The 25,987-nt window shown below is 65.8% G+C and carries 27 protein-coding genes; 13 read left to right on the forward strand and 14 right to left on the reverse strand.

Annotation, left to right across the window (positions count from 1 at the left end):
* Positions 1-62: 62 nt before the first annotated feature.
* A complete protein-coding gene (locus G7Y82_RS12390; RefSeq protein ID WP_206370638.1) occupies positions 63-371 on the reverse strand; it encodes a VOC family protein in 309 nt (102 codons plus the stop codon).
* A gap of 494 nt (positions 372-865) precedes the next feature.
* Between G7Y82_RS12390 and G7Y82_RS12395 the strand changes: the two genes are divergently transcribed.
* Positions 866-1,828 (forward strand): IS110 family RNA-guided transposase, encoded by a 963-nt coding sequence (locus G7Y82_RS12395; protein WP_168148441.1) that lies wholly within the window; start codon positions 866-868, stop codon positions 1,826-1,828.
* 34 nt (positions 1,829-1,862) lie between these two features.
* Here the strand turns inward: G7Y82_RS12395 and G7Y82_RS12400 are convergent, their stop codons facing one another.
* On the reverse strand, positions 1,863-2,210 hold the full coding sequence (locus G7Y82_RS12400; RefSeq protein ID WP_206370639.1) for a DUF2834 domain-containing protein: 348 nt from the start codon (positions 2,208-2,210) through the stop codon (positions 1,863-1,865).
* A complete protein-coding gene (gene glgP / locus G7Y82_RS12405; RefSeq protein ID WP_168148442.1) occupies positions 2,207-4,780 on the reverse strand; it encodes an alpha-glucan family phosphorylase in 2,574 nt (857 codons plus the stop codon). The genes G7Y82_RS12400 and glgP overlap by 4 nt, the downstream gene beginning before the upstream one ends.
* A gap of 196 nt (positions 4,781-4,976) precedes the next feature.
* On the opposite strand from glgP, the gene G7Y82_RS12410 reads away from it, so the two are divergent.
* From G7Y82_RS12410 to G7Y82_RS12425, 4 genes are all read left to right on the forward strand, one after another.
* Complete coding sequence (locus G7Y82_RS12410) at positions 4,977-6,242, forward strand: GGDEF domain-containing protein (protein ID WP_168148443.1); 1,266 nt, start codon at positions 4,977-4,979, stop codon at positions 6,240-6,242.
* Positions 6,243-6,292: 50 nt separating this feature from the next.
* The gene (locus tag G7Y82_RS12415) at positions 6,293-8,170 is read left to right on the forward strand and encodes an ATP-binding cassette domain-containing protein (protein ID WP_168148444.1); all 1,878 of its coding nucleotides are present in this window, start codon (positions 6,293-6,295) and stop codon (positions 8,168-8,170) included.
* Positions 8,171-8,270: 100 nt separating this feature from the next.
* Positions 8,271-9,317 (forward strand): cyclic nucleotide-binding domain-containing protein, encoded by a 1,047-nt coding sequence (locus G7Y82_RS12420; RefSeq protein WP_168148445.1) that lies wholly within the window; start codon positions 8,271-8,273, stop codon positions 9,315-9,317.
* Between the two features lie 68 nt (positions 9,318-9,385).
* A complete protein-coding gene (locus tag G7Y82_RS12425; protein WP_168148446.1) occupies positions 9,386-10,735 on the forward strand; it encodes a M28 family metallopeptidase in 1,350 nt (449 codons plus the stop codon).
* Positions 10,736-10,800: 65 nt separating this feature from the next.
* Here G7Y82_RS12425 and G7Y82_RS12430 read toward each other — a convergent pair whose 3' ends face one another.
* From G7Y82_RS12430 to rrtA, 11 genes are all read right to left on the reverse strand, one after another.
* A complete protein-coding gene (locus G7Y82_RS12430) occupies positions 10,801-11,166 on the reverse strand; it encodes a PilZ domain-containing protein (protein ID WP_168148447.1) in 366 nt (121 codons plus the stop codon).
* 47 nt (positions 11,167-11,213) lie between these two features.
* A complete protein-coding gene (locus G7Y82_RS12435; protein WP_168148448.1) occupies positions 11,214-12,245 on the reverse strand; it encodes a DNA polymerase III delta subunit-related protein in 1,032 nt (343 codons plus the stop codon).
* Positions 12,242-12,871: a dTMP kinase gene (gene tmk / locus G7Y82_RS12440; RefSeq protein ID WP_436286674.1), complete on the reverse strand. Its 630-nt coding sequence runs from the start codon at positions 12,869-12,871 to the stop codon at positions 12,242-12,244. Before tmk ends, G7Y82_RS12435 begins: the two co-directional genes overlap by 4 nt.
* Positions 12,872-12,881: 10 nt before the next feature.
* On the reverse strand, positions 12,882-13,898 hold the full coding sequence (mltG, locus tag G7Y82_RS12445) for an endolytic transglycosylase MltG (RefSeq protein ID WP_168148450.1): 1,017 nt from the start codon (positions 13,896-13,898) through the stop codon (positions 12,882-12,884).
* A gap of 10 nt (positions 13,899-13,908) precedes the next feature.
* On the reverse strand, positions 13,909-14,715 hold the full coding sequence (pabC, locus tag G7Y82_RS12450; protein ID WP_168148451.1) for an aminodeoxychorismate lyase: 807 nt from the start codon (positions 14,713-14,715) through the stop codon (positions 13,909-13,911).
* Positions 14,712-16,052: an aminodeoxychorismate synthase component I gene (locus G7Y82_RS12455; protein ID WP_168148452.1), complete on the reverse strand. Its 1,341-nt coding sequence runs from the start codon at positions 16,050-16,052 to the stop codon at positions 14,712-14,714. The genes pabC and G7Y82_RS12455 overlap by 4 nt, the downstream gene beginning before the upstream one ends.
* A gap of 11 nt (positions 16,053-16,063) precedes the next feature.
* Positions 16,064-17,299, reverse strand: coding sequence for a beta-ketoacyl-ACP synthase II (gene fabF, locus G7Y82_RS12460; RefSeq protein ID WP_168148453.1), 1,236 nt, complete (start codon positions 17,297-17,299; stop codon positions 16,064-16,066).
* Between the two features lie 34 nt (positions 17,300-17,333).
* Positions 17,334-17,582, reverse strand: a complete 249-nt coding sequence (acpP, locus tag G7Y82_RS12465; RefSeq protein WP_168148454.1) for an acyl carrier protein — start codon at positions 17,580-17,582, stop codon at positions 17,334-17,336.
* Between the two features lie 147 nt (positions 17,583-17,729).
* Entirely contained in the window at positions 17,730-18,476 is a 747-nt protein-coding gene (gene fabG, locus G7Y82_RS12470) for a 3-oxoacyl-ACP reductase FabG (RefSeq protein ID WP_168148455.1), read from the reverse strand.
* 117 nt (positions 18,477-18,593) lie between these two features.
* Complete coding sequence (fabD, locus tag G7Y82_RS12475) at positions 18,594-19,529, reverse strand: ACP S-malonyltransferase (RefSeq protein WP_168148456.1); 936 nt, start codon at positions 19,527-19,529, stop codon at positions 18,594-18,596.
* 3 nt (positions 19,530-19,532) lie between these two features.
* Complete coding sequence (gene rrtA / locus G7Y82_RS12480) at positions 19,533-20,162, reverse strand: rhombosortase (RefSeq protein ID WP_240954256.1); 630 nt, start codon at positions 20,160-20,162, stop codon at positions 19,533-19,535.
* Between the two features lie 54 nt (positions 20,163-20,216).
* Here rrtA and gspG point away from each other — a divergent pair, with 54 nt between their 5' ends.
* From gspG to G7Y82_RS12520, 8 genes are read left to right on the forward strand one after another with little or no spacing between them, the layout of a single operon-like run.
* Positions 20,217-20,672: a type II secretion system major pseudopilin GspG gene (gspG, locus tag G7Y82_RS12485; RefSeq protein ID WP_168148457.1), complete on the forward strand. Its 456-nt coding sequence runs from the start codon at positions 20,217-20,219 to the stop codon at positions 20,670-20,672.
* A 5-nt stretch (positions 20,673-20,677) separates the two neighbouring features.
* Entirely contained in the window at positions 20,678-21,427 is a 750-nt protein-coding gene (locus tag G7Y82_RS12490) for a prepilin-type N-terminal cleavage/methylation domain-containing protein (RefSeq protein ID WP_168148458.1), read from the forward strand.
* Positions 21,424-21,828: a type II secretion system minor pseudopilin GspI gene (gene gspI, locus G7Y82_RS12495; protein ID WP_168148459.1), complete on the forward strand. Its 405-nt coding sequence runs from the start codon at positions 21,424-21,426 to the stop codon at positions 21,826-21,828. Before G7Y82_RS12490 ends, gspI begins: the two co-directional genes overlap by 4 nt.
* A complete protein-coding gene (gene gspJ, locus G7Y82_RS12500; RefSeq protein WP_168148460.1) occupies positions 21,828-22,529 on the forward strand; it encodes a type II secretion system minor pseudopilin GspJ in 702 nt (233 codons plus the stop codon). The genes gspI and gspJ overlap by 1 nt, the downstream gene beginning before the upstream one ends.
* Positions 22,526-23,476 (forward strand): type II secretion system minor pseudopilin GspK, encoded by a 951-nt coding sequence (gspK, locus tag G7Y82_RS12505; RefSeq protein WP_168148461.1) that lies wholly within the window; start codon positions 22,526-22,528, stop codon positions 23,474-23,476. Before gspJ ends, gspK begins: the two co-directional genes overlap by 4 nt.
* Positions 23,477-24,679, forward strand: coding sequence for a type II secretion system protein GspL (gene gspL, locus G7Y82_RS12510; RefSeq protein ID WP_168148462.1), 1,203 nt, complete (start codon positions 23,477-23,479; stop codon positions 24,677-24,679).
* Positions 24,676-25,194, forward strand: a complete 519-nt coding sequence (locus tag G7Y82_RS12515; RefSeq protein ID WP_168148463.1) for a type II secretion system protein M — start codon at positions 24,676-24,678, stop codon at positions 25,192-25,194. The genes gspL and G7Y82_RS12515 overlap by 4 nt, the downstream gene beginning before the upstream one ends.
* Entirely contained in the window at positions 25,194-25,946 is a 753-nt protein-coding gene (locus G7Y82_RS12520; RefSeq protein ID WP_168148464.1) for a type II secretion system protein N, read from the forward strand. Before G7Y82_RS12515 ends, G7Y82_RS12520 begins: the two co-directional genes overlap by 1 nt.
* Positions 25,947-25,987: the final 41 nt, after the last annotated feature.

The raw sequence follows: 25,987 nt of genomic DNA on the forward strand, positions 1-25,987 counted from the left end.
CGCTTGATCCGCTGGACTCGACCGGCGCAATGAATCCCCTGCCGCAGACCTTGCGGCGCGCATCAGGCAACGCGCTCTCGCAAGTGCACGATATTGCCTTCCGGGTCACAGACATTGCGGACACGAAGCCCCGGCCCAGGCCATAGCGGCCCACACAGCTGGCCGCCATGTTCCTCGACGACACGCTCGATCGCCTCGAGACTTTCGACCGTAAAGAACGGCTTGATTGCCTGTTCCTGGCGCGGCACCGGCGGATTGGCGATGACAATTCGTTCGGAGAATTGCAGCGGGATGGCATGAATGATCAATTGCACGTCCGGCGATTGCAGAACCCGGTGTTCGTCATCGGCGTGCAGCAGGCTGGCGCCCAATACCTGCTCGTAGAAAAGGGAGACTCTTTCAAGTTGCTTGGCGTATATGAGCACGCCGCTACGCGCAGGGCTAGCCACGGTGCCTCCCAAATGTGACGTCGAATATCGTCGAGCTTTTGATTTTCATTTTCCTTGCCCTGTTCGCCGACACATGAAGCCGGGCCAGCTCGCCTCACTATGCCGAAATACATCGGCTTTGTATTCGGATCCGGCGCCGTGGTGTGTGATGTCCGTCACGAGAGCCTTGGCTCGGGTTGTCGGCAACAGCGTGAAGCAGAGGGGCTCGACAGGCGGGATGAATCCCGCCCTTGTGTATCAGAACGAGCGTATCGTGATTGTCGTTGATGCAGGGCTTGCAGCCTGATAGCCTGACCCGCCCTGGGCCTAACACGAGGCCGTCGCGTAGCACGTGGAGCATCAGGCTGTTCTTTTCCATTGAAGCCCGAATGGTTGGTCGGACGCGAGAGTCCGCACGTTCTACAAGGATGGGCGCAATGGATACGCAAGCTCTATATCAGTCAGCGTTGGGCATCGATGTCTGTGCCGAGCGGCTGGATCTCTGTTGGTTGCCGAGTCATCGCGTGGAATCGGTCGAGTACAACGAAGCAGGCATCCATCGCCTACTCGAAACGGTGCGCTCGGAGCGCCCGGATCTGGCCGTGCTCGAAGCCACCGGGGGATTGCAGCGACGGATCGCCGCCAAGCTGGCTGCGGCGGGTCAGGCGGTTGCAGTGGTCAATCCCCGGCAGGTTCGCGATTTCGCCAAAGCCAGCGGCCAGCTGGCCAAGACGGACCGCCTGGATGCCGAGGTGTTGGCCTTGTTCGGCCTGCGCATGCAGCCGCAGGTGCGTGTGTTGCCGAGCGAGCAAGCCTTGCTGTTGTCGGATCGCTTGGCCCGGCGTGGGCAGTTGATCGAGATGCGGGCTGGCGAGAAGAACCGACTGCACCGTGCCAATCCTGCTGTGGCCAAGAACATCAACAAGCACATTGCCTGGCTGGACCGCGAGATCGCACAGCTCGACGACGACCTCGATGGCACCTTGCGCAAGAGCCCGGTTTGGGCCGAGAAGGCCGCATTGCTTGAAGGTGTCAAAGGCGTCGGGCCGCAAACCTTGCGGCAACTGCTGATCGAGCTGCCCGAACTCGGCACGCTCAAGCGGAAAGCCATCGCAAAGCTCGTTGGCGTTGCACCGCTCAACGCCGATTCCGGCAAACATCGCGGCACACGCCGAATCTGGGGCGGACGACAAAACGTGCGCAACCAGCTCTACATGACGGCCTTCATTGCCAGCCGTTGGAACCCGCCTCTCAAGGCGTTCTACGATCGCTTGCGTGCCGCTGGAAAGCCACACAAGGTTGCAGTTGTCGCCGTTGCCAGAAAACTCCTCACTGCGCTCAATGCAATGGTCCGCGATGGCGCTGTCTGGGACCCCTCGCTACTTGAAAACCGGGGCTGAGACGATATGGTTGCTACGAGGGGTCAGCGGCCCTTTAATCGGATTTCCTCAGGCCGCACAGGTGCAGCTCGCGCAGCAACAGAAACAGCGGCAGGCCCAGCGAGACGCCGACGGCGAACAGGCCGACGATGGGCAGCCAGAGGTGGCGCATGCCGAGCCGGCGCCCTTCGACGACGATCAGCGCCAGCAGTGCGGCGGCGGAGACCAGCACATCCATCCAGGCGAAGGCCGAGATCGGCTCGGCGAATGCTTGCTGCAACAACAAGGGGATGGCGAGGCCGTGTTCACGTAGCCACGGGGCAAACGACAACAGTGGCAGCACAGTGCCCGCGACACACAACGTCGCGTACAACGGCATGGCGACGCGCACCGGCTGCGTCATGCCCAGACGGCGGCGCCCAGCTCGAACGGATGCGACATCGCCGGGTGTATCGGTCGGATGCGGACGCGCAGGTGTTGCAAGCCCGGCAGCGGATCGATGCTGGCGCGAAACCCCGTGCCGTCACCGGTCGCTTGTAACGGGCATGTGCGCTCGGTGATGAAACGCTCGCCGTCCATCTGGCCGATCAGGCATTCGACGATGACGTCGTCCGGTGACAGCCCATTGAGTCGGGCGCCGACGCTCAGCTCCAGCGCTGCGCCTTGCGGCAAGATTTTGGGTGCCTGCGGCACGTCGAGACCGACACCGTTCCAGCACTGACGGACCTTCTGCTTCCACGCAGCGTAGGTCTTGGCGACCGCGCAATCGTCGGCCGTGAAACGTGCGGTCTGCCGCGCGGCGGGTCCATAGAAGCCACGGACATAATCCATGACCATGCGCGCGGCATTGAAGCGCGGGATCAGGGTCTTCATCGAATTCTTGCTGATACGAATCCACTCGGGCGCATAGCCGGCGTTGTCGTCGCCGTAATAAGTCGGAATGACCTGCTCTTCGAGAATGCCGAGCAGTTGCTTGGCCTCCTCTTCGTCACGCTTCTGGCGCGCGACCTCGTCGCCGAGCAGAGAATACCAATAGCGCGGGTCGATCGGTTCGATGGCATACCCGTTGGGGCCGTCATGGCCGTCGGCGACATAGCCCTCGTCCCACCAGCCGTCGAGCACGGAAACATTGACCACGCCGTTGACACCGGCCTTTTCGCCCGAGGTGCCGCTGGCCTCCATCGGATATTCGGGATTATTGAGCCAGACATCGCAGCCCTGCACCAAGTTGCGTGCGAGCAGCATGTCGTAGCCTTCGATCATGATCAGCCGGCCGATGAATTCCGGCTTCATGCTGGTTTCGTAGAGCTTGCGGATCAGCTCTTGCCCCGGCTGATCCTTGGGATGCGCCTTGCCGGCAAAAATCAGGATCGCCGGCCGCTGCGGATCGTTGAGCAGGCGTGCCAGGCGCGCTTCGTCCTTGAGGATCAGCGTCGCCCGCTTGTAGGTGGCGAAACGCCGTGCAAAACCCAGCACCAAGGCCTTGCTGTTGCCGTCATCGACATAACGCGTGGCCTTGGAGACGATGGTTTCGGGCACGCCATTGCGTCGTAGCTGGCGCCGCACGCGCGCGGCGATATCGGTCAGCAGGTCGCGCTTGAGCTGGCGGCGCACCGCGACGTAGCGGTCATAGGCAATGCTGTCGATGCACTGCCAGTGGTCGGTGCTCAGCAGCTGCATGCGCCAGCCGCGGAAGCTGTCATGAAACAACCGCGTCCACGCGCGTGCGATGAAGGTGTGCAGATGTACGCCGTTGGTGACGTAGCGAATCGGATTCTCGGTGGCCGAAACCTGCGGCCACAGATAGCTTTCCATGCGGCTGGCGACGCCGCCGTGAATCTTCGAGACGCCGTTGTGGAAGCGGCTGCCGCGCAACGCCAGCGTCGTCATGTTGAAGCGATCGCCACCGTTGTGGTCGACGCCCAGGCCGAGCAGCACCGACTCGTCGACGCCGAACTGGCCGAGCAGCCGGCCAAGGAACCAGCGCATCTGCGCGTGATGGAAAATGTCGTGCCCCGCCGGCACTGGCGTATGTGTGGTGAACACGGTGCCGGCGGCGACGGCTTCGAGCGCGACGTCGAACGGCAAGCCACCTGCGACCCGCTCGCGGATACGCTCCAGAATCTGGAAGGCAGCATGGCCTTCGTTGATATGCCAGACGGTCGGCTGCCGGCCGACCGCACGTAGCGCACGCACGCCACCGACGCCGAGCACGGTTTCCTGCTGGATGCGGGTGTCCGAATCACCACCGTAGAGCTGGTAGGTGATCGCGCGATCGGCCTCGTCGTTACCGTCGACATCGCTGTCGAGCAGGTAGAGCGTGGCCTTGCCGATGCGCGCCTGCCAGATGCGGAGCTGGACATCGCGCTCGCCGATTTCGACGCCAACCCGCAGTTCCGCGCCATCGCCACCGCGACACAGGGTGATCGGCAGCTCGTCGAAGTCGACGGTGTGCGCATTGGCCTGCTGCCGGCCTTGGGCATCGATGGTCTGCGTGAAATAGCCCTGGCGATACAACAGGCCGACCGCGACGAACGGCACACCGAGGTCCGACACGGCCTTGCAGTGGTCGCCGGCGAGAATGCCGAGGCCGCCGGAATAGATCGGCAGGCTCTCGTGCAAGCCGAATTCAGCGCAGAAGTAAGCGACCAGATCGCGCTCGGGATCGAGCTGCGCGTCGACGTCGGCACCGGCGCCGCTGCTCATGTAGGTGTCGAACGAAGTCAGCGCACGGTAGTAGTCCTCGAGAAAGTCACGGTCCTCGGCGAACTGCTCGAGCACCGCCTGCGGAATGCGGCGCAGCACCAGCTTGGGGTTGTTCTCACACTCGAGCCAGAGGCGGTGGTCGAGCCGCCAGAACACGCGGCGGATGTCGCGATCCCAGGCATACGCGAGGTTGCCGGCCAGCTCGTCCAGCCGGGCCAGTGCGGGCGGCAGGGTCGGTCGCGTTTCCAGGCTCAGTGTCGTCGTCACGGGTGTTTCCTGTGGTGATAAGGCCGTGCAGCTCGTCGCGGATCCGAGTACATGCGGCCGCCCCGCGGGCGTCAAGCGGCCTGAAAATCGACAAGCACGAACCGGACCGGGGATGTGGTCAATTTTCCCCCTTTCTGCACGGGCGCAATCGGTGCATGCTGCAATTTGCAGTAGCAGTCCGGACAGGAGGGCCGGAATGGACTTGCTCAGCAGCCTGCGCCTTGAACAGCGGGGCTTGCGCCTTTATCGACTGCGGTTCGGCACGCTGGCACTCGAAACATCGTTTCGCGACTGGCAACGCCGACGCTATGCGACGAGCCGCACGGCCCTGTTTGCCGTACTGGCCGTCGTCGCGATCCTGAGCGACCTCTTCGGCTCCGTGCTGTTTGCGACGCCGGCGGCGGCCCAGCCGCTCATGTCGCTACTCGCCTGGGGCGTGATCGTACCCGTCACCGTCGCTGGCGCCGTGCTGGCGCGCAGCCGCCTGCCCGGTTCTCTGCACCGGGCGCTGATGACCGTCTTCGTCAACCTGTACTGGTGCGCGATCGTCGGCATGCACGCGCTGTCGTTGAGCTATGGTTACCGCTTTCCGGCGTGCATCGTCGGTCTGGTGCTGATCGCCATTTCGACGTTCGGTGGCTTCACCTGGCACCGTATCGTCGCGGGTGTCCTCATCTACAGCTTTGCCACCATCGTCATCGAGCTCAAGTTGCAGTCGCCGGGTGACGACATCGCGTTTGCGCTCTACACGCTGATCGCCTCGGCCATCATCGCCGTCGCCGGCTCTTACACCCAGGAACTGTTGTTCCGCCTTGCCTGGCTGAACTGGCGATATGCCGACGCCCTGGCCTCGACCGACGGCCTCACCGGCCTGTCGAATCACCATGAGTTTCACCGCATGCTGCAGCGCGTGCTGGCGCAGGGCATTCGCGACCAACGGCCGGTCGCGGTGGCGCTGCTGGACCTCGACCACTTCAAGTCGATCAACGACCGTTTCGGCCACCTGTTCGGCGATCACGTGCTGCGCGAAATCGGCCGTTTGCTGACGACCAAAGTCGCGCGGCGCCCCTTCGATCTGCGCGCGCGCTACGGCGGCGAGGAAATCGCGCTGGTCTGGTATGACCCCAAGGTCGAGTCTCTGCCGGTGATGATGGAAACCGTGCTGGACGGCATTCGCCACCTCGACTTCATCGAACCGCGCAGCGGCGTGCGGGTACCGGTGACCGCCAGCGCCGGGCTGTGCTGGACCACGCCGCGCGAAGGTGAAACACCCGAACGCCTGCTGCGCGCGGCCGACGTCCTGCTATACCGCGCCAAGCAGCAGGGTCGTAACTGCGCCCGGCTGGCGGCGTTCTCCGACACTATCGCCGATGCCGCGATCGTCGACCCCGAAGCAGACCCCGACGCGGCGGCGCGCTACGACGACCTCGACATTCACGCGCACCCGCTGCCACCGATCTGATTGCCGCTGCCGGCCACAACGGTGATGCCGCGCCGTTACACTGCGCGCCCATGATTTCCCTCAACGCCCTTACGCTGCGTCGCGGCGCCCGGACCCTGCTCGAAAACGCGACACTGACGATCTACCCCGGCTGGCGGGTCGGCGTCATCGGCCGCAACGGCACCGGCAAATCGACACTGTTCGCCGCCATCCACGGCGAACTCGACGCCGATCAGGGCTCGCTGTCGCGTCCCAAAGAACTGGCCATTGCCACCGTCGCCCAGGAAACCCCGTCGCTGCCGGACCTGGCGATCGAGTTCGTGCTCGACGGTGATGTCGAATTGCGCGAACTGGAAAGTCGACTGAGCAAGGCCGAAGCGAACGGCGACGTCGAAAAGATCGCCGCCATCCACGAGCGGCTGGCGACGATCGGCGGCTATGCGGCACGGTCGCGGGCGGCGACGCTGATGCACGGCCTGGGGTTCGCGCCCGGCGCCGAGTCGCGACCGGTGGCCAGTTTTTCCGGCGGCTGGCGCATGCGCCTGAATCTGGCGCGTGCGCTGATGTGCCGCTCCGACCTGCTGCTGCTCGACGAACCGACCAATCACCTCGACCTCGACGCGGTGATCTGGTTGCAGGACTGGCTGAAGTCCTATCCCGGCACGCTGCTGGTGATCTCGCACGACCGCGAATTTCTCGACGCCGTCACAACGCAGACGCTGCATCTGGAAAACCAGAAGGCGACCTTGTACACCGGCAATTACTCGCAGTTCGAACGCCAGCGCGCCGAACAGCTGACCCTGCAGGCCGCGCAGTTCGAGCGCCAGCAGCGCGAGATTGCGCACTTGCAGAACTTCATTCGCCGCTTCAAGGCCAAGGCCAGCAAAGCGACGCAGGCGCAGAGCCGCGTCAAGGCGCTGGAACGCATGGAACTGGTTGCCGCGGTCCACGCCGACTCCGAGTTCTCGTTCAGCTTCCCGGAGCCGGAGCGCTTGCCGGCGCCACTGGTGCGGCTCGACAAGGCACAGGCCGGCTACGGCGAGACCGTGATCCTGCGCGGCCTGAAACTGCTGGTCGGCCCAGGCGACCGCATCGGCCTGCTCGGACCCAACGGCGCCGGCAAGTCGACGCTGGTGCAAACCCTGGCTGGCGCCATCCCGCCACTAGCCGGTACCGCGATGCGCGACCCGCATCTGCGCGTCGGCTACTTCGCACAGCACACCACCGACAGCCTCGATCCGCAGGCCTCGCCGATGCTGCACCTGAAGCGCGTCGACCCGCAGGCCAACGAACAGGCTTTGCGCAACTTCCTCGGCAGCTTCAACTTCCGCGGCGACCGCGCGCTTGAAGCGGTCGGCCCGTTCTCCGGCGGCGAAAAAGCGCGGCTGGCGCTGGCGCTGGTCGTCTATCAGCGCCCCAATCTGCTGCTGCTCGACGAGCCAACCAATCACCTCGACCTCGACATGCGCCATGCGCTCGAACAGGCGCTGCTCGACTATCCGGGGGCGCTGGTCGTGGTCTCGCACGATCGCCACTTGCTGACCAGCACCTGTGAAGATTTCTGGCTGGTCGCCAACGGCGAAGCACAGCCGTTCGACGGCGATCTCGACGAGTACACGCGCTGGCTGCGCAACCGCGACAGCGCGGCCCCGGCCGGCACCCCGAACGCTGCGGCGTCGCCGCGCCGTGATACCGCCGAATTGCGCACGCTGACCAAGCCCCTGCGCGATACCATCAACAAGCTCGACAAGCAGATGGCCAAGCTGCAGAGCGAACTGTCCAAGCTCGACGACAAGCTGGCCGACAATGCGCTCTACGAAGCGGCGCGCGCCCCCGAGCTGCGCGAGCTGCAGCAGCGTCAGTCGCAACTGCGCCAGCAACTCGACGATGCCGAAACGCAGTGGCTGGACGCCAGCGAACAGCTCGAAAGCCTCGAAGCCGGTGCCTGAACGGCAAATCGTGGCGCCTGAGCGGACTTTGATCACAAAATGACCGACGCATCGTCGCTAGCATCGGACGTGCCTTTCATCCGCCCGACCCCGTCGCCGCATGAGACCGCACGCCATCGATCCGACGCTGTTCCGGCCTCTGGAGCCGCTGAACACGCTGCATGTCCGACGCCAGCGAGAGCTGGCGCGCCATGCACGCCTGCGGCGCGTGCCGGCCGGTAGCCAGCTCTTTCGCTGTGGCGACGACGCGCGCGACGCGCTGTTTCTGATCGAGGGCGAGCTGCAGCTCGAGCATGCCGACGGCGCCCTCATGGCGACCGTGCGCGCCGGCGACGACAGCAGCACGCGTCAGCTCGCCCCGGAATCGCCACGCCGCTGTAGCGCCCGCTGCCGAACCCCGTGCAGGATTCTCACCGTCGATGCCCATCTGCTCGATGTCCTGCTCAACGACCAGCACGATGAAGCCCTGGTCGTCCGCGAGCTTGACGATGCACCGGTCGATGCTGACGACGACTGGATGGCGCACCTGTTGCAGCAGCCCGTCTTTCGCCGCATCCCGGCGGCGCAGCTGCAGACCCTGTTCGAACGCATGCAAGCCATCGACGTCGAAACTGGCGCCCACATCGTCGAACAGGCGGCAATCGGCGACTACTTCTACATCGTCATCACAGGGCGCTGCCAAGTGATCCGCGAACGTCCGGGCCTGTCACCCTTGCACCTCGCCGAGCTGGGTCCTGGCGCGGGTTTCGGCGAGGAAGCACTGCTTGCCGATGAGCCTCGCAATGCCAGCGTCCGTGCGCTGAAACCGACACAACTGATGCGGCTGTCGCGCGCCGATTTCCGCATGCTGCTGAGCGCGCCGGTCGAGTGGCGTCTGAACTGGGACGGCGCGCAGCGTCGCGTACGCGACGGGTTTAGCGTCTGGCTCGACGTGCGCCTGCCCGGCGAATGCCGCGCACAGCCCCTGCCCGGCGCCGTCGAATTGCCACTGCATCTGCTGCGCCCCAAGCTCGCGCAGCTCGATCGCGCGCAGCACTACATTGTCTGTTGCAGCGACGGCCGCCGCAGCGCCGCGGCCGCATTCGTCCTCGCCCAGCACGGCTACGACGCCTGCACGCTCGACGGCGGTCTGCCGCCGCAACGCTGAACACGCATTGCGTCGCGCGCCGGATCGCGCGATCTTTGCGGCTTCACGTTCACGCCGAAGCGTCCACCATGATCCGCTGGTTTACCGTCGCCCTGCTCTGCACTGTGTCGTCCGCCGCGTTCGCAAAGAACGCTCCGGCCATCCCCAAACCCGACGTGTTGTTCGACATCGCCGACGCCGTCGATCCAGTGCAGCAGCGCGACACCATCAGTACGCTGGTCGGCTTCGGCACCCGGCACACGCTGTCCGACACACAGTCAGACACCCGCGGCATCGGCGCTGCACGGCGTTGGGTCAAACAGCGCTTCGAGACGATCGGCAAGGACTGCGGCGGTTGCCTGCAGGTCGTCACGCCGTCGCAAACCTTTACCGGCAAGCGCATTCCGCAGCCGGCCGAGGTCATGGACGTGGTGGCGATCCAGCGCGGCACCACCGATCCCGATCGCGTCATCGTCATCACCGGCCACATGGATTCGCGCGTCACCGATGTCATGAACACCACCAGCGACGCACCGGGCGCCAACGACGACGCCTCCGGGGTATCCGCCGTCATCGAAACCGCACGGGTGCTGTCGAAATACCGATTCCGCGCGACGCTGGTCTATGCCGCGCTGTCCGGCGAGGAGCAGGGCCTCTACGGCGGCAAGGTCATCGCCGACTATGCCCAAGCCCAGGGCTGGAAGGTCGAGGCCGACCTGAACAACGACATCGTCGGCAACAGCGAAGGCCTGGACGGCACGCGCGAAACGACCGTGGTCCGCGTGTTCTCTGAGGGCACGAAAAGCAACGAGACGCTCGACGAGGCCAAGTACCGCCGCTATCACGGCGGCGAGGTCGATTCGCCGTCGCGCAATGTCGCACGCTACATGGCCGATCTGGCCGAACGCTATCTGCCGAACTTCCACGTGCGCATGGTCTACCGCACCGACCGCTACGGCCGCGGCGGCGATCAGGTGCCGTTCCTGCAGAAAGGCTACCCGGCGGTACGCGTCACCGAGTCGCACGAAAACTACACGCGCCAGCATCAGGATCTGCGTACCGAAAACGGGATTCGCTACGGCGACACCATCGACGGCGTCGACTTCCTCTATCTGGCCAACGTCACGCGCCTGAACGCCATCACCATGGCGCAGATGGCCTGGGCGCCGGCACCGCCGAGCGGCATCGACATCGCAGGCGCGGTCTCCGACGACACCACCGTCAAGTGGACCGCCGTGCCCGGCGCCGCCGCATATCGAGTGTGGTGGCGCGACACCACCGCACCGCAGTGGCAATACCACCGCGACGCCGGTGCCGACGATACCCAACTCGTGCTCAAGCACGTCGTCATCGACGATTATTTCTTCGGCGTCAGCAGCGTCTCGCCGGAAGGCTATGCCAGTCCCGTCGTGTTTCCGGGTGTCGCCGGCAGTTTCTGAAACCCCACCCAGCAGAACGCCGCCTACAGGCGGCGTTCTGCGCAGCGATATCCGCTGACGCTCGACTACATCGTATGCGTCGGCCGGTCGGCGCCGAGCGCGCCGGCCAGCAGCGTTTCGATCTTCTTCTGCGTGGCGCCGTTATCCTGGGCGCTGAACTGCACGCCGATGCCCTGCACGCGCTTGTTTTGCGCGCCGCGCGGGGTGATCCAGATGACCTTGCCGGCCACCGGCAGCCGCTCGGGGTCTTCGATCAGCGTCAACAGCATGAACACCTCGTCGCCGAGCCGGTATTCCTTGTTGGTCGGAATGAACAGGCCGCCGTTCTTCACGAACGGCATATACGCGACATAGAGCGCGGACTTGTCCTTGATGTGCAGCGTCAGAATGCCCGGCGGCGCACCGCCCGCGCGTGGAGGCAAAGAACTCATCAGTCGCTCTGGCGTCTCGTTTCGATCACGTTGTTTCGTTTGACACTCTAACGCAGCTCGGCACTGCCGAGCACGCCGCGGCCGAGTCGCAGCCAGCGCACGAACAGCGATTCCATCAGCAACTGCGGGTGCGCATTGCCGGCGGCGCGACGCTGCGCGTCGCCGACGTCCTGCATCATCAACGCCACCGCCTCGCGCGGCGCGGCCGCGGCGCGTCGCTGGAGCAGGCCGCGTAGCTGGGTGTTCAGCCACTGCTGTGCCCATTGCAGATGCTCGCCGATCTGTTCCTTGTCGATCGCCGCCGCCGCGGTCAGCGGGTCTTTCTTGGACCCGGCCACGGCCGTCCACAGTTCGGCCCACTGGCGGCGGATGGCGATGCCGTCTTCGCGCGCCAGCGCCAGTGCACGCAAAGGCGCCCCGAGCGCCAGCTCCAGTGCGTCGTCGTCACGCACGTCCTGCGCGGCCATCCAGGCCTGCGCCGCGGCGGTCTCAGGCAGCGGGAAGCGCACACGCTGGCAGCGACTGCGCAAGGTCGGCAACAGCGCCTGCGGCCGCTCGCTGACCAGTAGCAGATGCGTATCCGGCGGCGGTTCCTCAATGGTCTTCAGCAGCGCGTTGGCGCTGGAGGCGTTGAGCAGATCGGCCGGATCGATCAGCGCGAAGCGTGCCTTGCCGTAGTGACTGGCGACCCCGAAGCGCCCGATCAGACTGCGCGCGCCCTCGATCGAGATATCGCGCCGCTTGCGATCGCCGTCCGGCTGCCAATGCACCAGGCTCTGCTCGCCAATGCTGTCTTCGGTCATCGCCATGCCGAGATTGCCGCTCGTGCTCAGCACGAAGGCATTCGGATGGCTGCCAGCCGCAAGCTGCACGCAGCTGCGGCATTGGCCGCAGGCGTAGCCGCTGGGCTGCTCGCAGAGCGCGAAAGCGACCAGCGCCCGCGCGAACCAGCGCTTACCGACACCGGCGCTGCCGACCATCAGCATTGCGTGCGGCAAGCGCTTCTGCAGGACCAGCGCACTGAGGTCCAGCCACAGCGCGTCCTGCCACGGCAGCGGCCGCCACAGTGCAGAGGTCATGCGCCCTGGTCCGGCAGGCCGGCGAGCAGGCCGGCGATTTCAGCACTGATCGCGGCGGCATCGCGCGACGCGTCGATGATGCGAAAGCGCCCCGGCTCGGCACGGGCGCGCTCCAGAAAGCCCTCGCGGACGCGTTGCATGAATTCGAGCGTCTCGAATTCGAAACGATTCTGCTCACCGCGCGCCTGCGTGCGCTTCAGACCTTCGTCCGGCGGCAGGTCGAGCAACAGCGTCAGATCCGGACGATGACGGCCGATCGCCAGCGTTTCGAGCGCCGCCATGCCCTCGGCGGCGATGCCCTTGCCGGCCCCCTGATAAGCATGACTGGAATCGACGAAGCGGTCGCAGACCACGTCTTTGCCCGCCGCCAGCGCGGGCTCGATGGTGGCATGCCAGTGCGCGGCGCGCGCCGCGAACATCAGCAGCACTTCGGTCTGTGGCGTGACGCCTTCGGCCCAGTCGCCGAGCACGATCGCACGAATGGCCTCGGCCATCGGCGAACCGCCGGGCTCGCGCGTCAGCACGACCTCGCGGCCCTGCGCGAGCAACCAGTCGCGGACATAGGTGGCCTGTGTCGACTTGCCGGCCCCCTCGCCGCCTTCGAGCGTAATGAAACGTCCGCGCATGGTCATGGCGTCATTTGGTCTTTTTCAGCTGGTAGCGGCGCACCGCCGCATCGTGCTGTTCGATCGTTTCGGAGAACGCGTGCGTACCGTCGCCCTTGGAAACGAAGAATAGCGCCTTGCCGTCGTCCGGATGCAGCGCCGCATGCAGCGACGCGCGCCCCGGCAGCGCGATCGGCGTCGGCGGCAGGCCGGCGCGGGTATAGGTGTTGTACGGCGTGTCGGTGCGCAAATCCTTGACGTGCAGGTTGCCGTCGAAAGCCGAACCGAGTCCGTAGATCACCGTCGGGTCGGTCTGCAGGCGCATGCCGAGCCGCAAGCGGCGCACGAACACCCCGGCAATCTGCGCGCGCTCGACCGGCGCACCGGTTTCCTTTTCGATGATCGAGGCCATCGTCAGCGCATCGTCGGGGCTGGCGTACGGCAGATCCGCTGCGCGCTGCGCCCATTCCTCGGCGAGGATCTTGGCCATCCGGGCATAGGCCTCGCGCAGCAGGGTGACGTCGGTCGTGCCCATCGAGAAGCGATAGGTATCGGGAAAGAAACGACCCTCGGCGGCTTCACCGGGATGACCGATCGCCGTCATGATCTCGTCCGGCGTCGCCTGCGCGAGCGTCTGCTTGATCTTCGGGTCGGCACGGATCGCCTCCAGTGCCTGGGCGAAGGTCCAGCCTTCGACGATGCGCAATTCATGGACGATGACATCGCCGGCCAGGAAGTGATCGAGCAGTTCGATCAACGTCATCTGGTCGTTGATCGCGTATTCGCCACTGCGGATGCGCGCGCCGACGCCGTGCCAGCGCACGTAGAGCTTGAGATAGCTGGCGGCACGGGCACTCGGCAGCCAGCCCCGCTGGCCGATGTCGACCAGTACGCCCGACAGCGTTTCACCGGGCACGAGCACCAGCGTCGCGCCAGGTTCGACCTTGGCCAGCGGCGCATGCAGCTGGCGGTAGCCGTCGAACAGCAAGGCGCCGGCAATGATCAGGACCAGCAGTACAGCGCGAAAGAAATGACGTAGCGGACGCATCGGTAGGCGTTCAGATCAAAAATGGGGGGCCGAGTTCACGCGCGAGTCGCTGCGTCAGCGGCCCCGGCGCCTGCAGGCCGCGTGTTTCGACTCGATGCGCGGGCCAGATCCCGACCAGCGCATTGGTCACGAATATCTCGTCGGCCGCCATCAGCGCAGCGCCGCCCTCGCGCACTTCGGCCTGCGCGACGCCGAGCCCAGCGGCGATTCGCAACACACGGGCGCGCATGGTCCCGGCGATGCCGCAGCGATCGACGAACGGCGTCAGCAGGCGACCGTCGTGCACCCAGAACAGGTTGCTGCGCAGGCCACCGACGAGGAAGCCGTCATGATCGCACATCAGCAATTCGTCAGTGCCGGGACGCAGCTCGCGGGCGGCGAGCACCTGCTCGAGTCGGTTCAAGTGCTTGATGCCGGCCAGCGCCGGCTGCGCAGCGAGCCGCAGCGCCGCTATCGTCAGCGCCGCGCTCGCCACACGCGGCGGCAAGGACGAGACCTGGACGATGCGCTGCGCGGCGCGGGTCGTCGGCCGATAGCCACGCCCCTCGCTGCGGCGGACCAGCAGCCATTTGGCAACGCCGGTGGCCTGCCCGTGATTCAGCATGGCCGTATCGGCAAGCCAGACGTCGAGCGGCGGCACTTCGAGATCGAGACGCTGCGCGTCCGCAGCAAGCTTGCGCCACTGCTCGTCAGCATGCAGCACGCCACCGTCTTGCAGACGCAGCGTACGAAACACACCGTCGCCGTAGGCCAGGCCGCGGCTGTCGATGCCGACCGTATCGGCCGGCGCGCCGTCGACGAGGCTGGCGGGCGTCACGCGTCCGACTCCAGCGCCAGCAGCATGCCGCGCGCCTTGGCTCGCGTTTCTTCGAGCTCGGCCTGCGGCTGCGAATCGGCGACGATGCCGGCGCCGGCGCGAAACGACAGCTGCCCCGGCTGCCAGACCATGGTGCGGATCAGGATATTGGTATCGAGCCGACCGTCGCGCGACAGATAGCCGAACGCACCGGTGTACGGCCCGCGCCCCTCGCCTTCGAGCTCGGTGATGATCTGCATCACACGCACCTTCGGGCAACCGGTGATGGTGCCGCCCGGAAACACCGCGCGCAGCGCAGCCCCCGGACCCACGTCGTCACGCAGGCGACCACGAACGTTGGAGACGATGTGATGAACATGCGCATAGCTTTCGAGCACCATCAGCTCGTCGACTTCGATCGTACCCGGCACGCAGACCCGGCCGAGGTCGTTACGCTCGAGATCGAGCAGCATGACGTGCTCAGCGCGCTCCTTGAGGTTGTCGCGCAGCACGGCGCGCAACTGCGCGTCTTCGTCGACGGCTTGGCTGCGCCGCCGCGTCCCGGCGATGGGGCGCGTCTGCGCAATGCCCTCGTCGATCTGCAGCAAACGCTCCGGCGACGAGCTGACCACCGCCGCATCGCCCCAGCGCATCAAGCCCGCGAACGGCGCCGGATTGCTGCGCCGCAACCGCGCGAACAAGGTCGCCGGATCGAGTGTCGCGTCCACCTCGGCCGTCCAGCGGCGCGACAAATTCACCTGGAACACATCGCCGGCACGCAGGTAATCGAGGATGCGCGTCACGCCGCCGAGATAGCGATCGGCCGGCTCCTCGTGCAGCGATACCGGCCCACCTGCGGCGTCCGACAGCGACTGCGGCGCCTGCGCAGCCAGCGCGATCAGCTCATCAAGCTGCGCAGCGCTCCGCTCGCTGACGGCGTACGACGCGCCGGTCTCACGGTCGTGAACGATGGCCGCCGTGCATCGTACGGCCAAGGCGTCCGGCAACGGATACGGTGAAGGCGGCAGGCGCAGCGTTGGCTCGACGTCGCGCACCGCCTCATAGCCGAGATAGAGGAACCAGCCTCCGCAGAACGGCAGCGCGTCACGCGACATCGGGCCGCTCTGCGCCGCCCAGTCATCCAGCGCCGAGAAGAAGTCCGCACCATCGACGCCGGCCGGCCGCTGCAGACCAGCGGCGTCGAGCCGCAAGGCAGCACCGGGACCTGCGAACAGGATGTCCCAACGCCCTGAGCGCGGATGGCCGGCGACACTTTGCAGCAGAAAAGGAAAAAGCCGCGGATGCTGGCGATGCAACGCCAGCAGGTCCGCGGCCTGCGCGAGTTCGGCGCGCCACACGGCGGCCGACTTCAGCTGAAACGCTTGAAGGCGACGCTGCCGTTGGTACCGCCGAACCCGAATGAATTCGAGATGGCGATGTCGAGTTTGCGTTCCTTCGCCTTGTGCGGCGTGTAATCCAGGTCGCAGCCCTCGTCGGGGTTGTCGAGATTGATGGTCGGCGGAACGATCTGGTCGCGCAGCGCAAGAATCGAGAAGATCGCCTCAATGCCGCCCGCCGCGCCGAGCAGATGCCCGGTCATCGACTTGGTGCCGCTGACCGACAGCTTGTAGGCGTGCTCACCGAACACTTCCTTGATCGCGTTCGACTCGCCGACGTCGCCGGCATTGGTCGAGGTCGCATGCGCGTTGACGTAGTCGACCTGATCGGCGTTCAGGCCCGCGTCGCGCAGGGTGTTGGCCATCGCGCGGCGCGCACCGTTATTGCCTGGCAGCGTGATGTGGTACGCGTCGCCCGACATGCCGAAGCCAATCAGCTCCGCATAAATCTTGGCGCCGCGCTTCTTGGCGTGCTCGAGTTCCTCGAGGAACAGTACGCCAGCGCCATCGCCGAGTACGAAACCGTCGCGGTCCTTGTCCCACGGACGGCTGGCCCGTTCCGGATCGTCGTTGCGCGTCGACAGCGCACGAGCCTGGCAGAAACCCGCCATGCCCGCCGGCGCCGAACCGGCTTCCGCGCCGCCGACGACAAACATCTCGGCGTCGCCGGCCTGAATCATGCGCGCGCCCAGACCAATGGCGTGCGTACCCGTCGTGCAGGCCGAGACCACCGCGAGGTTGGGCCCGGTGATGCCGAGGTCGATGGAGATATAGCCCGAGATCATGTTGATGATCGAGCTCGGCACGAAGAACGGCGAAACGCGCTTGGGGCCGCCGTTATGCAGCGCCGTGCATTCCTCGTCGATCGTGCCGATACCACCGATGCCGGAGCCGACGCAGACGCCGATCCGCTCACGCGTCTCGTCGTTGATTTCGACTCCGGCATCGCGGACGGCCTGTTTGGCCGCCGCCACACCATAGTGGATGAACGGATCGGTCCGCTTGACGTCCTTCACGCTCAGCCAGTCGGCCGGCTTGAAGTCCTTGACCATGCCACCGAAGCGAGTGGTATAGGCCGACACGTCGTAATACGTGATCGGCCCGATACCGGACTTGCCTGCGATGATGTTGTTCCAGGCCGTGGTCACATCATTTCCTACAGGGGAAATGACGCCCAGGCCGGTGACGACAACGCGCCTACGGCTCATCGGAATACCTATGGACGGGGTGGAAAAGGCGCGATTAGCCGCCCTGCTGCGGAGCGTGCGCCTTGATGTACGTCAGCACGTCCTGGAACGTGACGATCTTCTCGGCTTCTTCGTCCGGGATGTCGATCTCGAACTCTTCTTCCAGCGCCATGACGAGCTCCACGGTGTCCAGGGAGTCGGCGCCCAGATCCTCGACGAACGAAGCTTCCGGCGTGATCTGATCTTCGCTCACGGACAGCTGCTCAGCGATGATCTTCTTGACCTTCTCTTCCAACGTACTCATTCAATACTCCTGGGGACAACGTGTTGTCAGTAAATAAAGCCGGCGTATTGTAGACAAACGCCGAGATGGTCACAGCACCAACGATAACAAAAGCAAATTCAGTGCCTTAATGCGAGATCAGGCGAATCGGACGGCAAACCTGCGCCCTTAGTCCATGTACAGACCGCCGTTGACGTGCAGCGTCGTGCCGGTGACATAGCCAGCTTCGCGCGACGCCAGGAAGGCCACCGCGGCGGCGATGTCGTCCGGCGCGCCGAGGCGCTGTACCGGCACCCGCTCCATCAGCGCCTTGCGCGTTTCCTCCGGCAGGGCCTGCGTCATGTCGGTGTCGATGAAGCCCGGCGCCACGACATTGACGGTGATGCCGCGCGAGCCAATCTCCTGCGCCAACGACTTCGAAAAGCCGATCAGGCCGGCCTTGGCCGCACAGTAGTTGGCCTGGCCCGGATTGCCCATGCTGCCGACCACCGAGCCGATGCTGATGATGCGGCCGAACCGTGCCTTCATCATGCCGCGCAGCACCGCGCGCGACAGGCGGAACACCGACGTCAGATCGGTCTCGATGACATCCGCCCAGTCCTCGTCCTTCATGCGCAGCATCAGCGTGTCACGCGTGACACCGGCGTTGTTGACGAGCACCGAAACCGTTCCGACCTTGGCCAGGGCTGCATCGACGGCCGCGGCGTCACGCACGTCGAGCACCAGGCCCTCGCCACCGAACGGCGCCAGCGCCTCGCTGATCTTCGCCGCACCGGACTCGCTGGTCGCGGTGCCGTAGACCTTGGCGCCGTCCTGCGCAAGGCGCTGGGCGATGGCTTTGCCGATGCCACGGCTGGCACCGGTAATCAAGGCTACCGTCGCTTGCGGATCAGGAGTCTTGGAGGTTTCGGTCATTGCAGGTTGGGGAATCCATTGAAGGCCGGAACTGGCGCGTCGGCCATATCACGGCAGCCCGAAGGCGTTGTATGTCTTGTGCGTGGAGCGCATTTAGCCGGGCGCCCCCATGGCGCGTCAAGCCTTGACAGTCGCGGTCGCTTTGGCCATGCCGTCGGCGTCCTCGAGGGCGATCGACGTCAAATCCTTGGCAATACGCTTGTTGAGACCGCTCAGCACCTTGCCGGGGCCACATTCAAACGCCTGCGCGATGCCGGCATCGCGCAGCTGCGCAATCGTCATCGACCAGCGCACCGGGCGGAACAGCTGCTGATGCAGTGCGTCGCGGATTGCGGCGGCGTCGCCGCGCGACGTAGCGTCGAGATTGTGACGAACCTCGATTGCAGGCGTGTGAATCGTCGTCGTCGCCAGGCGCTCGGCCAACTTGTCGGCGGCGCCGCGCAGCAGCGAGCAATGCGACGGCACCGACATCGGCAGGCGCACGATCATGCGCGCACCGCGCGCCTTGCCGTTCGCCTCCAGCCACTCCAGCGCCGGCACATTGCCGGCGACGACCACCTGCCCCGGCGCATTGTAATTGGCCGGCTCCAGTACGCCCTCGCCCGGATGCTCGGCGCAGAACGCCTCGACCGCCGCGTCGTCGAGGCCGACGACCGCCGCCATGCCGCCAACGCCTTCCGGCACCGCGGCCTGCATCAACTGGCCGCGCAGTTCGACGAGCCTCAGCGCGTCGGCGAAGTCCAGCGCACCGGCCGCGACCAGCGCCGTGTATTCGCCGAGGCTGTGCCCGGCCAGCGCCGCCGGCGCCGGCAAGTCCTGCGCTTGCCACAAGCGCCAGACGGCGATGCCGGCGGCGAGTAGCGCCGGCTGCGTGCGCGCCGTCTGATTGAGGGATTCGGCCGGACCTTCACGGACCAGGCCGGCAAGGTCCCAGCCCAGCGCGTCGGACGCTTCCTGGAACGTTTGTGCAATCAGCGGGTCCGAATGGCCGGAGAGCATACCGACCGACTGTGAGCCCTGGCCGGGGAATAGGAGTACGTACTTTGATGACATGGTTCAGGTCGTTGCGGTGGATGGATCGGCCGTTTTCGCGGGCATCTCGCGCCCGCTGAACGTGCCGAAGACAAGACCATAGAAGAAAGCGACGATCGAGCCGAACAGATGCGCCTGCGTCACCACATGACCGCCGATCTCGCGCTCGTCGGACACCGGCGTGCCGGTGATGACCTCCCAGCCGAGCTTGCCGAGCAGGTAGGCCAGGCAGGCGATTGCGATCCAGTCGCGCTTGCGCGCCTGCGGCAGCAGGCCGAGCACGAACAGGCCGTGGATGACGCCGGACATCCCGACGTAGGTCGTCAGGTCCGGCACCAGAAAATAGAGTCCCAGGCTCATGCCCAGGCACAGGATCAGCAGGCGCCGCAGCCAGATCTTCAGCGGCAGCGGATCGGGGCACAGCAGCACGAGCACGGCAATGCCGATCTCGTTGAGCATCAGGTGGTACCAGCCCAGGTGCACGAAGCTGCCGCTCAGCAGCCGCCACCACTGGCCGTCGGCGATTTGCGCGTGGTCGAACTGCAGCGCAGCACGAACCGGCGCACCGAACGCCTCGAGGATCACCAGCAGCAGCATCAGGACGACGGGCCAGCCCCAGGTGTCACGGGCTTGACGAATCGAGTTTGTTATCATCGCGAAAGGCGTACGACGCCTCTCAATCTTTCGAAGTTTCGACATTATCTCCTAATGAACGCACATTGCGCGCGCCGCCGTCGTCAGGGCGGCTTCACCCTGATTGAAATCATGGTGGTCGTGGTCATTCTCGGTATCCTCGCGGCGGTCGTCGTCCCGCGCATCATGGACAACCCGGACAAGGCCCGCGTCACCAAGGCCAAGCAGGACATCCGCGTGCTGGAGTCGTCGCTCGAGCTCTACAAGCTCGACAACTTCAGCTATCCGTCGACCCAGCAGGGCCTGGACGCACTGGTGCGCAAGCCCAGCGGCGATCCGGAGCCGAAGAACTACAAGACCGGCGGCTACATCAAGTCCCTGCCCAAGGATCCCTGGGGTAACGACTACCAGTATCTGGACCCGGGCACGCACGGCGAAATCGACATCTACTCGCTGGGCCGCGACGGCAAACCCGGTGGTCAGGGGATCGATGCCGACATCGGCAACTGGGATCTGGCCCAGTCCCAGTAAGTCCGATGTCGACGCTGCCGCTATCCGGCGGCAACGCCCGCGCCGCCGGCGGCCGTCAGGCCGCCCAGCGGGGCTTCACGCTGATCGAAATTCTGGTGGTGATCTTCATCATCGGCATCATCGTCACGTTCGCAACCTTGTCGATCGGCGACCGCGTGCAGTCCGACCAGATCGAGACCGAGGCCAAGCGCCTGCAGCAGCTGTTCGCGATGGCCGGAGAGGACGCGGAGATGCAGGGCATGCAGATCGGCTTTGTCTACACCGACCAGGGCTACGCCTTCGTCACGACTGGCGCCAGCGGCCGCTGGGTGCCCATTACCAGCGGTCCGCTGCGGCCGCGCAAGGTCAAGGAGCCGATCGAGCTGACGCTCAAGGTCGAGGGCCGCAGCGTGCCGCCGACACCGGTCGCCGACCTCGTTGCAGCCGGCAAGGCAGCCCTGAAGGAAGCCGACGCCGGCACATCATCCGATGACGACAGCAAGAGCAGCGACAGCAGCACGGCGGGCAGCGACCTGTCCGGCGTGAAGATGGGCGGCACCGCGGCCGCCGCACAGGACAAGAAAGACGACAGCAGCGACCAGGACAAAGACACCGAGGCGCTGAAGCCACAGGCCCTGTTCCTGTCCAGCGGCGAAGCGACATCGGTCAGCCTGACGGTCACCGCGCCCGGCGTGGCGACCGGCTACCAGCTCGATGTCGACAACCTCGGGCGCAGCAAGCTGACGATGCTTGGCGGCACGAGCAAGACGAAATGAGCGCCCGGCTCCGCACGCGCGGCTTCACCTTGATCGAGATGCTGGTCGCGGTCGCCGTGGTGGCGATCGCCATGGGCGCGATCATCGCCGGCATGGGACGGTACGCCGCCAATGCCGCGTACCTGCGCGAAAAAACCGTCGCACTGTGGGTCGCGCACAACCAGCTGACCGAACTCGAGATGCAGAAGGCCTGGCCCGACGTCGGCACGACCAACGGCGAAAACGACATGGCCGGCGTCACCTGGAAGTGGCGTGTGACCATCCAGAAGACTCAGGACGAGCATCTGCGGCGCGTCGACATCGTTGTCGCCCAGCCGGCGCGCGACGGCAAGACGCCGGACCCGGACAAGGAGCCGCTGGTGAAGCTGTCCAGCTTCCTGGCGGACAGCGGGCGCCAATGATGATCATCGCCCGACAGCGCCCCCCGATCCGGCAGCGCGGCTTCACGCTGCTCGAAATCATCATCGTCGTCGCGATCTTCGCGATCTTCGCGGTGCTGGCCTACGGTGGCCTCGACTCGGTGCTGCAGACGCGCACGCGCGTCGAGGCGGCGCAGCAGCGGCTGGCCGAGGTGCAGAAGGCCTATGTGCGCCTGCGCGACGACTTCCAGCAGGTTCGCGACCGACCGGTGCGCGACAACTATGGCGATACCGAACCGGGCTTCGAGGGCGCCGACAACGCCGCCGTCGAATTCACGCGCGGCGGCTGGCCGAACCCGCTGTATCTGCCGCGCGCGTCGCTGCAGCGCGTTTCCTACCGACTTGAAGATGGCGCCCTGCACCGCCTGAGCTGGCGCATCCTCGACCGAGCCCAGGACACCCAGCCGGTCGACCTGGTGCTGCTGACCGGCGTCACCGACCTGCAATGGCGCTTCATGGATCAGCAGCGCCAGTGGCAAACCCGCTGGCCAAGCTTGAACACCGCGACCACGCAATCCCAGGCTGTATCGGTACCGCCGCCGCTGGGCATCGAGATCAGCCTGACGACCAAAGACTACGGCAAGCTGCGCTTCCTGTTCCGGCTCGGCGTCGATCCGGTCACGTTCAGCAATTCGACCCAGACGACCACCACGACCACCACCACGACGGAGACCAGCCAATGAGCCGGCGCCAGCGGCAGCGCGGCGTGGTGCTGATCACCGCGATCCTGGTCGTGGCCTTGGCGGCGATCGCCGCGGCGGCGATCCTGACGTCCGGCAGCCTGGCGATCCACCGCACGCAGAACCTCAACGAATCCGAGCTGGGCTGGTGGTATGACGACGGTGTCGAGTCCTGGGGACGAACCATCCTCGAGCGCGACACGCAGATGAACAAATACGATTCGCTTGCCGATATCTGGGCGATGCCGGTCGATTTTCTGCCGGTCGACCAGGGCGGCCTGCGCGGCGGCATTTCGGATCTGCAGGGCCGCTACAACCTCAACAATCTGGCGGTCAGCAACACCGAGTCGTACCAGGAACAGCTGACCATCTTCACGCGCCTTTACGAAGCCGCCACCGAAGGCGACGAATATCAGGCGAAGGCGCTGGCCTCGGCGATCCGCGACTACGTCGACGCCGACAGCGACCCGACCGGCACCGACGGCGGCGAAGACGCCGAATATCTCGGCATGGACCCGCCGCGCCGTGTGCCGAACCGACCGATGGCCTCGCCCACCGAGTTGCTCGCGGTCAAGGGCATGACGCCCAAGGTCTATGCCAAGCTGGCGCCCTACGTCTGCGCCCTGCCGCAGATCGGCACCAAGATCAACGTCAACACCGCCTCGCCGCTGCTGCTGCAGTCGCTGACGTCCAGCCCCGGCGATGGCCTCGAGAAATTCATCAGCGACCGGGTCAGCGATCCAGCCGAGAGCGTTTCCGAACTGTTCAACGATCGCAAGGTCTTTGACGCCAAGGCCGTGAAGAACTCGGCGATGAGCGTCGACAGCAACTTCTTCGAGCTGCACGTCGAGGCTTACATAGGCAGCGGCCGGGTCGAGCTGTATAGTTTCTATTACCGCCCGGGGAGCGGCCACCCGCAGGTCTACGGGCGCAGCACCTTCACCGAATAAATGCGAGAAACCCTTTATATCCGCCTGCGTTCGGCCGATCCGGCCGAACCGGTCGACTACTGCGTGGCACGGGCCGATGCGATTGCCTCGTTCGTCGTCCAGCGCGGCACGCTCGACGCCATCGCCCCGCTCGGCAGCCATCGCCGCGTCGTGGTCCTGGTGCCGTCGGCCGACGTGCGCCTGGCCGCGGCCGAGATTCCGGCACGCCAACCGGCCAAGGTCCTGCAGGCTGCGCCGTTCGTGCTCGAAGAGCAGCTGGCCGAGGACGTCGACGCCCTGCACTTCGCGCTCGGCGCGCGCCAACCGGACAACCGCTGGCCGCTGGCGATCATCTCGCATGTGCGCATGCAGGCCTGGCTGTCGCTGCTCGCCGAGTGCCAGCTGCACGTTGACGCGATGATCCCCGACCTGCTGGCCCTGCAGGTGCCGGACGAGCAGCACGCGACAGCGTTGATCGATGATGACCAGGTGCTGGTGCGCAGCGAGCGCAGCAGCGGCTTCGTCTGCCAGATCGAGGACCTGCCGCTGTGCCTGGAAATCGCCGATCCGGACAAGGCCCGCACCATCAGCGTCGTCGTGCCGCGTGGCAATCCCCTCGACCTGAGCCGCATCGGCTGGCCGCTGGAGCCGCGGCACGGCTTCGCCAGCCCGCTCGAAGCACTGCTGCAGCAGCTGCGCAGTGCCGATGCCATCGACCTGCTGCAAGGCCGCTATTCGCAGAAGCGCAACCGCATGCGCTGGCTGGCGCCGTGGAAGAACGCGGCGATCCTGGCCGGCGTCGCCATTGCGCTCGGCCTGGTCGTGCAGACCCTCGACGTCGTGCGCCTGCGCCACGCGATCGACGCGCAGGACAGTGCCAACGTGACGCGCTACCAGCAGATCTTTCCCGAAGAAAAGCGCATCGTCGATCTGACGAATCAGCTCGACCAGCAGCTCACCGCACTGCGCGGCGGCAACGGCGACCCGTTCATGGCCATGGTCGATGTACTGACGCAGGCGCTGCGCGCGGTGCCGGGTCTCAAGGTCCAGACCCTGCAGTTCCGCGATGGTGCGCTGTTCGCCGGCCTGTCCGCCGCCAATCTCGAACTGCTCGACCGCCTCAAGACCTGGTTCGGCACCGACCGCGGCGCGCAGTTCAGCGTCGACTCGGCCAACTCCGGCAGTGACGGCGTGCAAATCCGTATTCGCCTGTCACCCGCATGAACGCCAAATTCAACGCCACGCTCGAACAGTGGCAGAGCCGCGCCACCGCGGCATATGAGCAGCTGCAACCGCGCGAGCGCATCATCGTGCTCAGCGGCGCCGCCGTCCTCATCGTCATGATCCTGTACCTGGCGATCTGGGAGCCGCTGGTCGTTTCGCGCAAGCAGGACATCGAAGCGCTGCAGTCGTCGCGGGCACTGGCGACACGCATCGAAATGGCGGCGAGCCTTGCGCAAAGCCACAGCCAGGGCAAAGTCGACCGCAGTGCGACGCTGCTGTCGGTCGTCGATCAGACCACGCGCAGCGGCACGCTCGGCAAGGCGCCGTCGCGGGTCCAGCCGGAAGGCAGCGGCGAGCACGAGGTGCGCGTGTGGTTCGACGACGTGCCGTTCGACAACTGCATGCGCTGGCTGGGCGAGCTGCAATCGCACTACGGCATCCACGTCAGCAGCACCGAGATCGACACCGGCTCGGCGCCGGGCCTGGTCAATGCCCGTTTCACGCTGAGTCGCTGATGCGCAAGTACTACCTCATCGCGGCCGCGCTGACCTTCGTCGCCGGCCTGATCCTCCTCGCACCGGCGGCGACGCTGTACGGCTGGATCGCCCCACGACTTGGCGGTCAAGTGGCACTGGCCGGCGTCACCGGCACCGTGCACGAAGGCGATGCGGCGGCGGTCATGGTCGGCGGCAGCCCGCTGCTGCAAGACCTGCACTGGCACCTGAGCATCGGCGAGCTGCTGCTCGGTCGTCTTGGCGTCGACCTCGACAGCCGTGGCGCCGTGACCTTGTCCGGCCATGTCAGCCGCGGCTTCGGCGCGCTGCGCGCGTCGAACCTGCTGGTGTCGTCCGGCCTCAAGCCCTTGCTGGCCGTTGCCGGTCAGGCGTACGCACCGATCGACGGTCAGGCCAGCCTCGACCTCAAGCACCTCAAGTTGCTCGGCAACTGGCCCAGCGACGCCGACGGCACGCTGCGTGTGCAGAACCTGGCCTGGACCCTGGCACGCGACCCGCTGGTGCTCGGCGACTACCAGGCCGACATTCAGCGCGACGGCAATGACATCGTCGCGCTGGTGCACACGCTGGGCGGCCCACTCGACGTCAACGGCGATGCCCGCGCCAAGTCCGACCACAGCTATGAGCTGCACCTGCAGCTGCGCGCCAAGCCCGACGCGCCGCCGCTGATCGTCAATTTGCTGCATTCGCTCGGCCAGCCGGATCCGCAGGGCTATTACCACCTGCGCCAGCAAGGCAAGCTCCAGCCATGAGCATGCCAATGGCCACAGTGGAAGTCCGGGCGCGGGTTGGC

The sequence above is a fragment of the Solimonas marina genome (assembly GCF_012241385.1).
Taxonomy (GTDB): domain Bacteria; phylum Pseudomonadota; class Gammaproteobacteria; order Nevskiales; family Nevskiaceae; genus Solimonas; species Solimonas marina.

What these genes read in the sequence shown, in the direction of transcription:
- G7Y82_RS12395 (WP_168148441.1), top strand. Translation starts at nt 866, where the DNA reads ATGGATACGCAAGCTCTATATCAGTCAGCGTTGGGCATCGATGTCTGT.
- G7Y82_RS12400 (WP_206370639.1), bottom strand. Translation starts at nt 2,210, where the DNA reads ATGACGCAGCCGGTGCGCGTCGCCATGCCGTTGTACGCGACGTTGTGT.
- G7Y82_RS12410 (WP_168148443.1), top strand. Translation starts at nt 4,977, where the DNA reads ATGGACTTGCTCAGCAGCCTGCGCCTTGAACAGCGGGGCTTGCGCCTT.
- G7Y82_RS12415 (WP_168148444.1), top strand. Translation starts at nt 6,293, where the DNA reads ATGATTTCCCTCAACGCCCTTACGCTGCGTCGCGGCGCCCGGACCCTG.
- G7Y82_RS12420 (WP_168148445.1), top strand. Translation starts at nt 8,271, where the DNA reads ATGAGACCGCACGCCATCGATCCGACGCTGTTCCGGCCTCTGGAGCCG.
- G7Y82_RS12425 (WP_168148446.1), top strand. Translation starts at nt 9,386, where the DNA reads ATGATCCGCTGGTTTACCGTCGCCCTGCTCTGCACTGTGTCGTCCGCC.
- G7Y82_RS12430 (WP_168148447.1), bottom strand. Translation starts at nt 11,166, where the DNA reads ATGAGTTCTTTGCCTCCACGCGCGGGCGGTGCGCCGCCGGGCATTCTG.
- G7Y82_RS12435 (WP_168148448.1), bottom strand. Translation starts at nt 12,245, where the DNA reads ATGACCTCTGCACTGTGGCGGCCGCTGCCGTGGCAGGACGCGCTGTGG.
- tmk (WP_436286674.1), bottom strand. Translation starts at nt 12,871, where the DNA reads ATGCGCGGACGTTTCATTACGCTCGAAGGCGGCGAGGGGGCCGGCAAG.
- mltG (WP_168148450.1), bottom strand. Translation starts at nt 13,898, where the DNA reads ATGCGTCCGCTACGTCATTTCTTTCGCGCTGTACTGCTGGTCCTGATC.
- fabF (WP_168148453.1), bottom strand. Translation starts at nt 17,299, where the DNA reads ATGAGCCGTAGGCGCGTTGTCGTCACCGGCCTGGGCGTCATTTCCCCT.
- acpP (WP_168148454.1), bottom strand. Translation starts at nt 17,582, where the DNA reads ATGAGTACGTTGGAAGAGAAGGTCAAGAAGATCATCGCTGAGCAGCTG.
- fabG (WP_168148455.1), bottom strand. Translation starts at nt 18,476, where the DNA reads ATGACCGAAACCTCCAAGACTCCTGATCCGCAAGCGACGGTAGCCTTG.
- fabD (WP_168148456.1), bottom strand. Translation starts at nt 19,529, where the DNA reads ATGTCATCAAAGTACGTACTCCTATTCCCCGGCCAGGGCTCACAGTCG.
- rrtA (WP_240954256.1), bottom strand. Translation starts at nt 20,162, where the DNA reads ATGATAACAAACTCGATTCGTCAAGCCCGTGACACCTGGGGCTGGCCC.
- gspG (WP_168148457.1), top strand. Translation starts at nt 20,217, where the DNA reads ATGAACGCACATTGCGCGCGCCGCCGTCGTCAGGGCGGCTTCACCCTG.
- G7Y82_RS12490 (WP_168148458.1), top strand. Translation starts at nt 20,678, where the DNA reads ATGTCGACGCTGCCGCTATCCGGCGGCAACGCCCGCGCCGCCGGCGGC.
- gspI (WP_168148459.1), top strand. Translation starts at nt 21,424, where the DNA reads ATGAGCGCCCGGCTCCGCACGCGCGGCTTCACCTTGATCGAGATGCTG.
- gspJ (WP_168148460.1), top strand. Translation starts at nt 21,828, where the DNA reads ATGATCATCGCCCGACAGCGCCCCCCGATCCGGCAGCGCGGCTTCACG.
- gspK (WP_168148461.1), top strand. Translation starts at nt 22,526, where the DNA reads ATGAGCCGGCGCCAGCGGCAGCGCGGCGTGGTGCTGATCACCGCGATC.
- gspL (WP_168148462.1), top strand. Translation starts at nt 23,477, where the DNA reads ATGCGAGAAACCCTTTATATCCGCCTGCGTTCGGCCGATCCGGCCGAA.
- G7Y82_RS12515 (WP_168148463.1), top strand. Translation starts at nt 24,676, where the DNA reads ATGAACGCCAAATTCAACGCCACGCTCGAACAGTGGCAGAGCCGCGCC.
- G7Y82_RS12520 (WP_168148464.1), top strand. Translation starts at nt 25,194, where the DNA reads ATGCGCAAGTACTACCTCATCGCGGCCGCGCTGACCTTCGTCGCCGGC.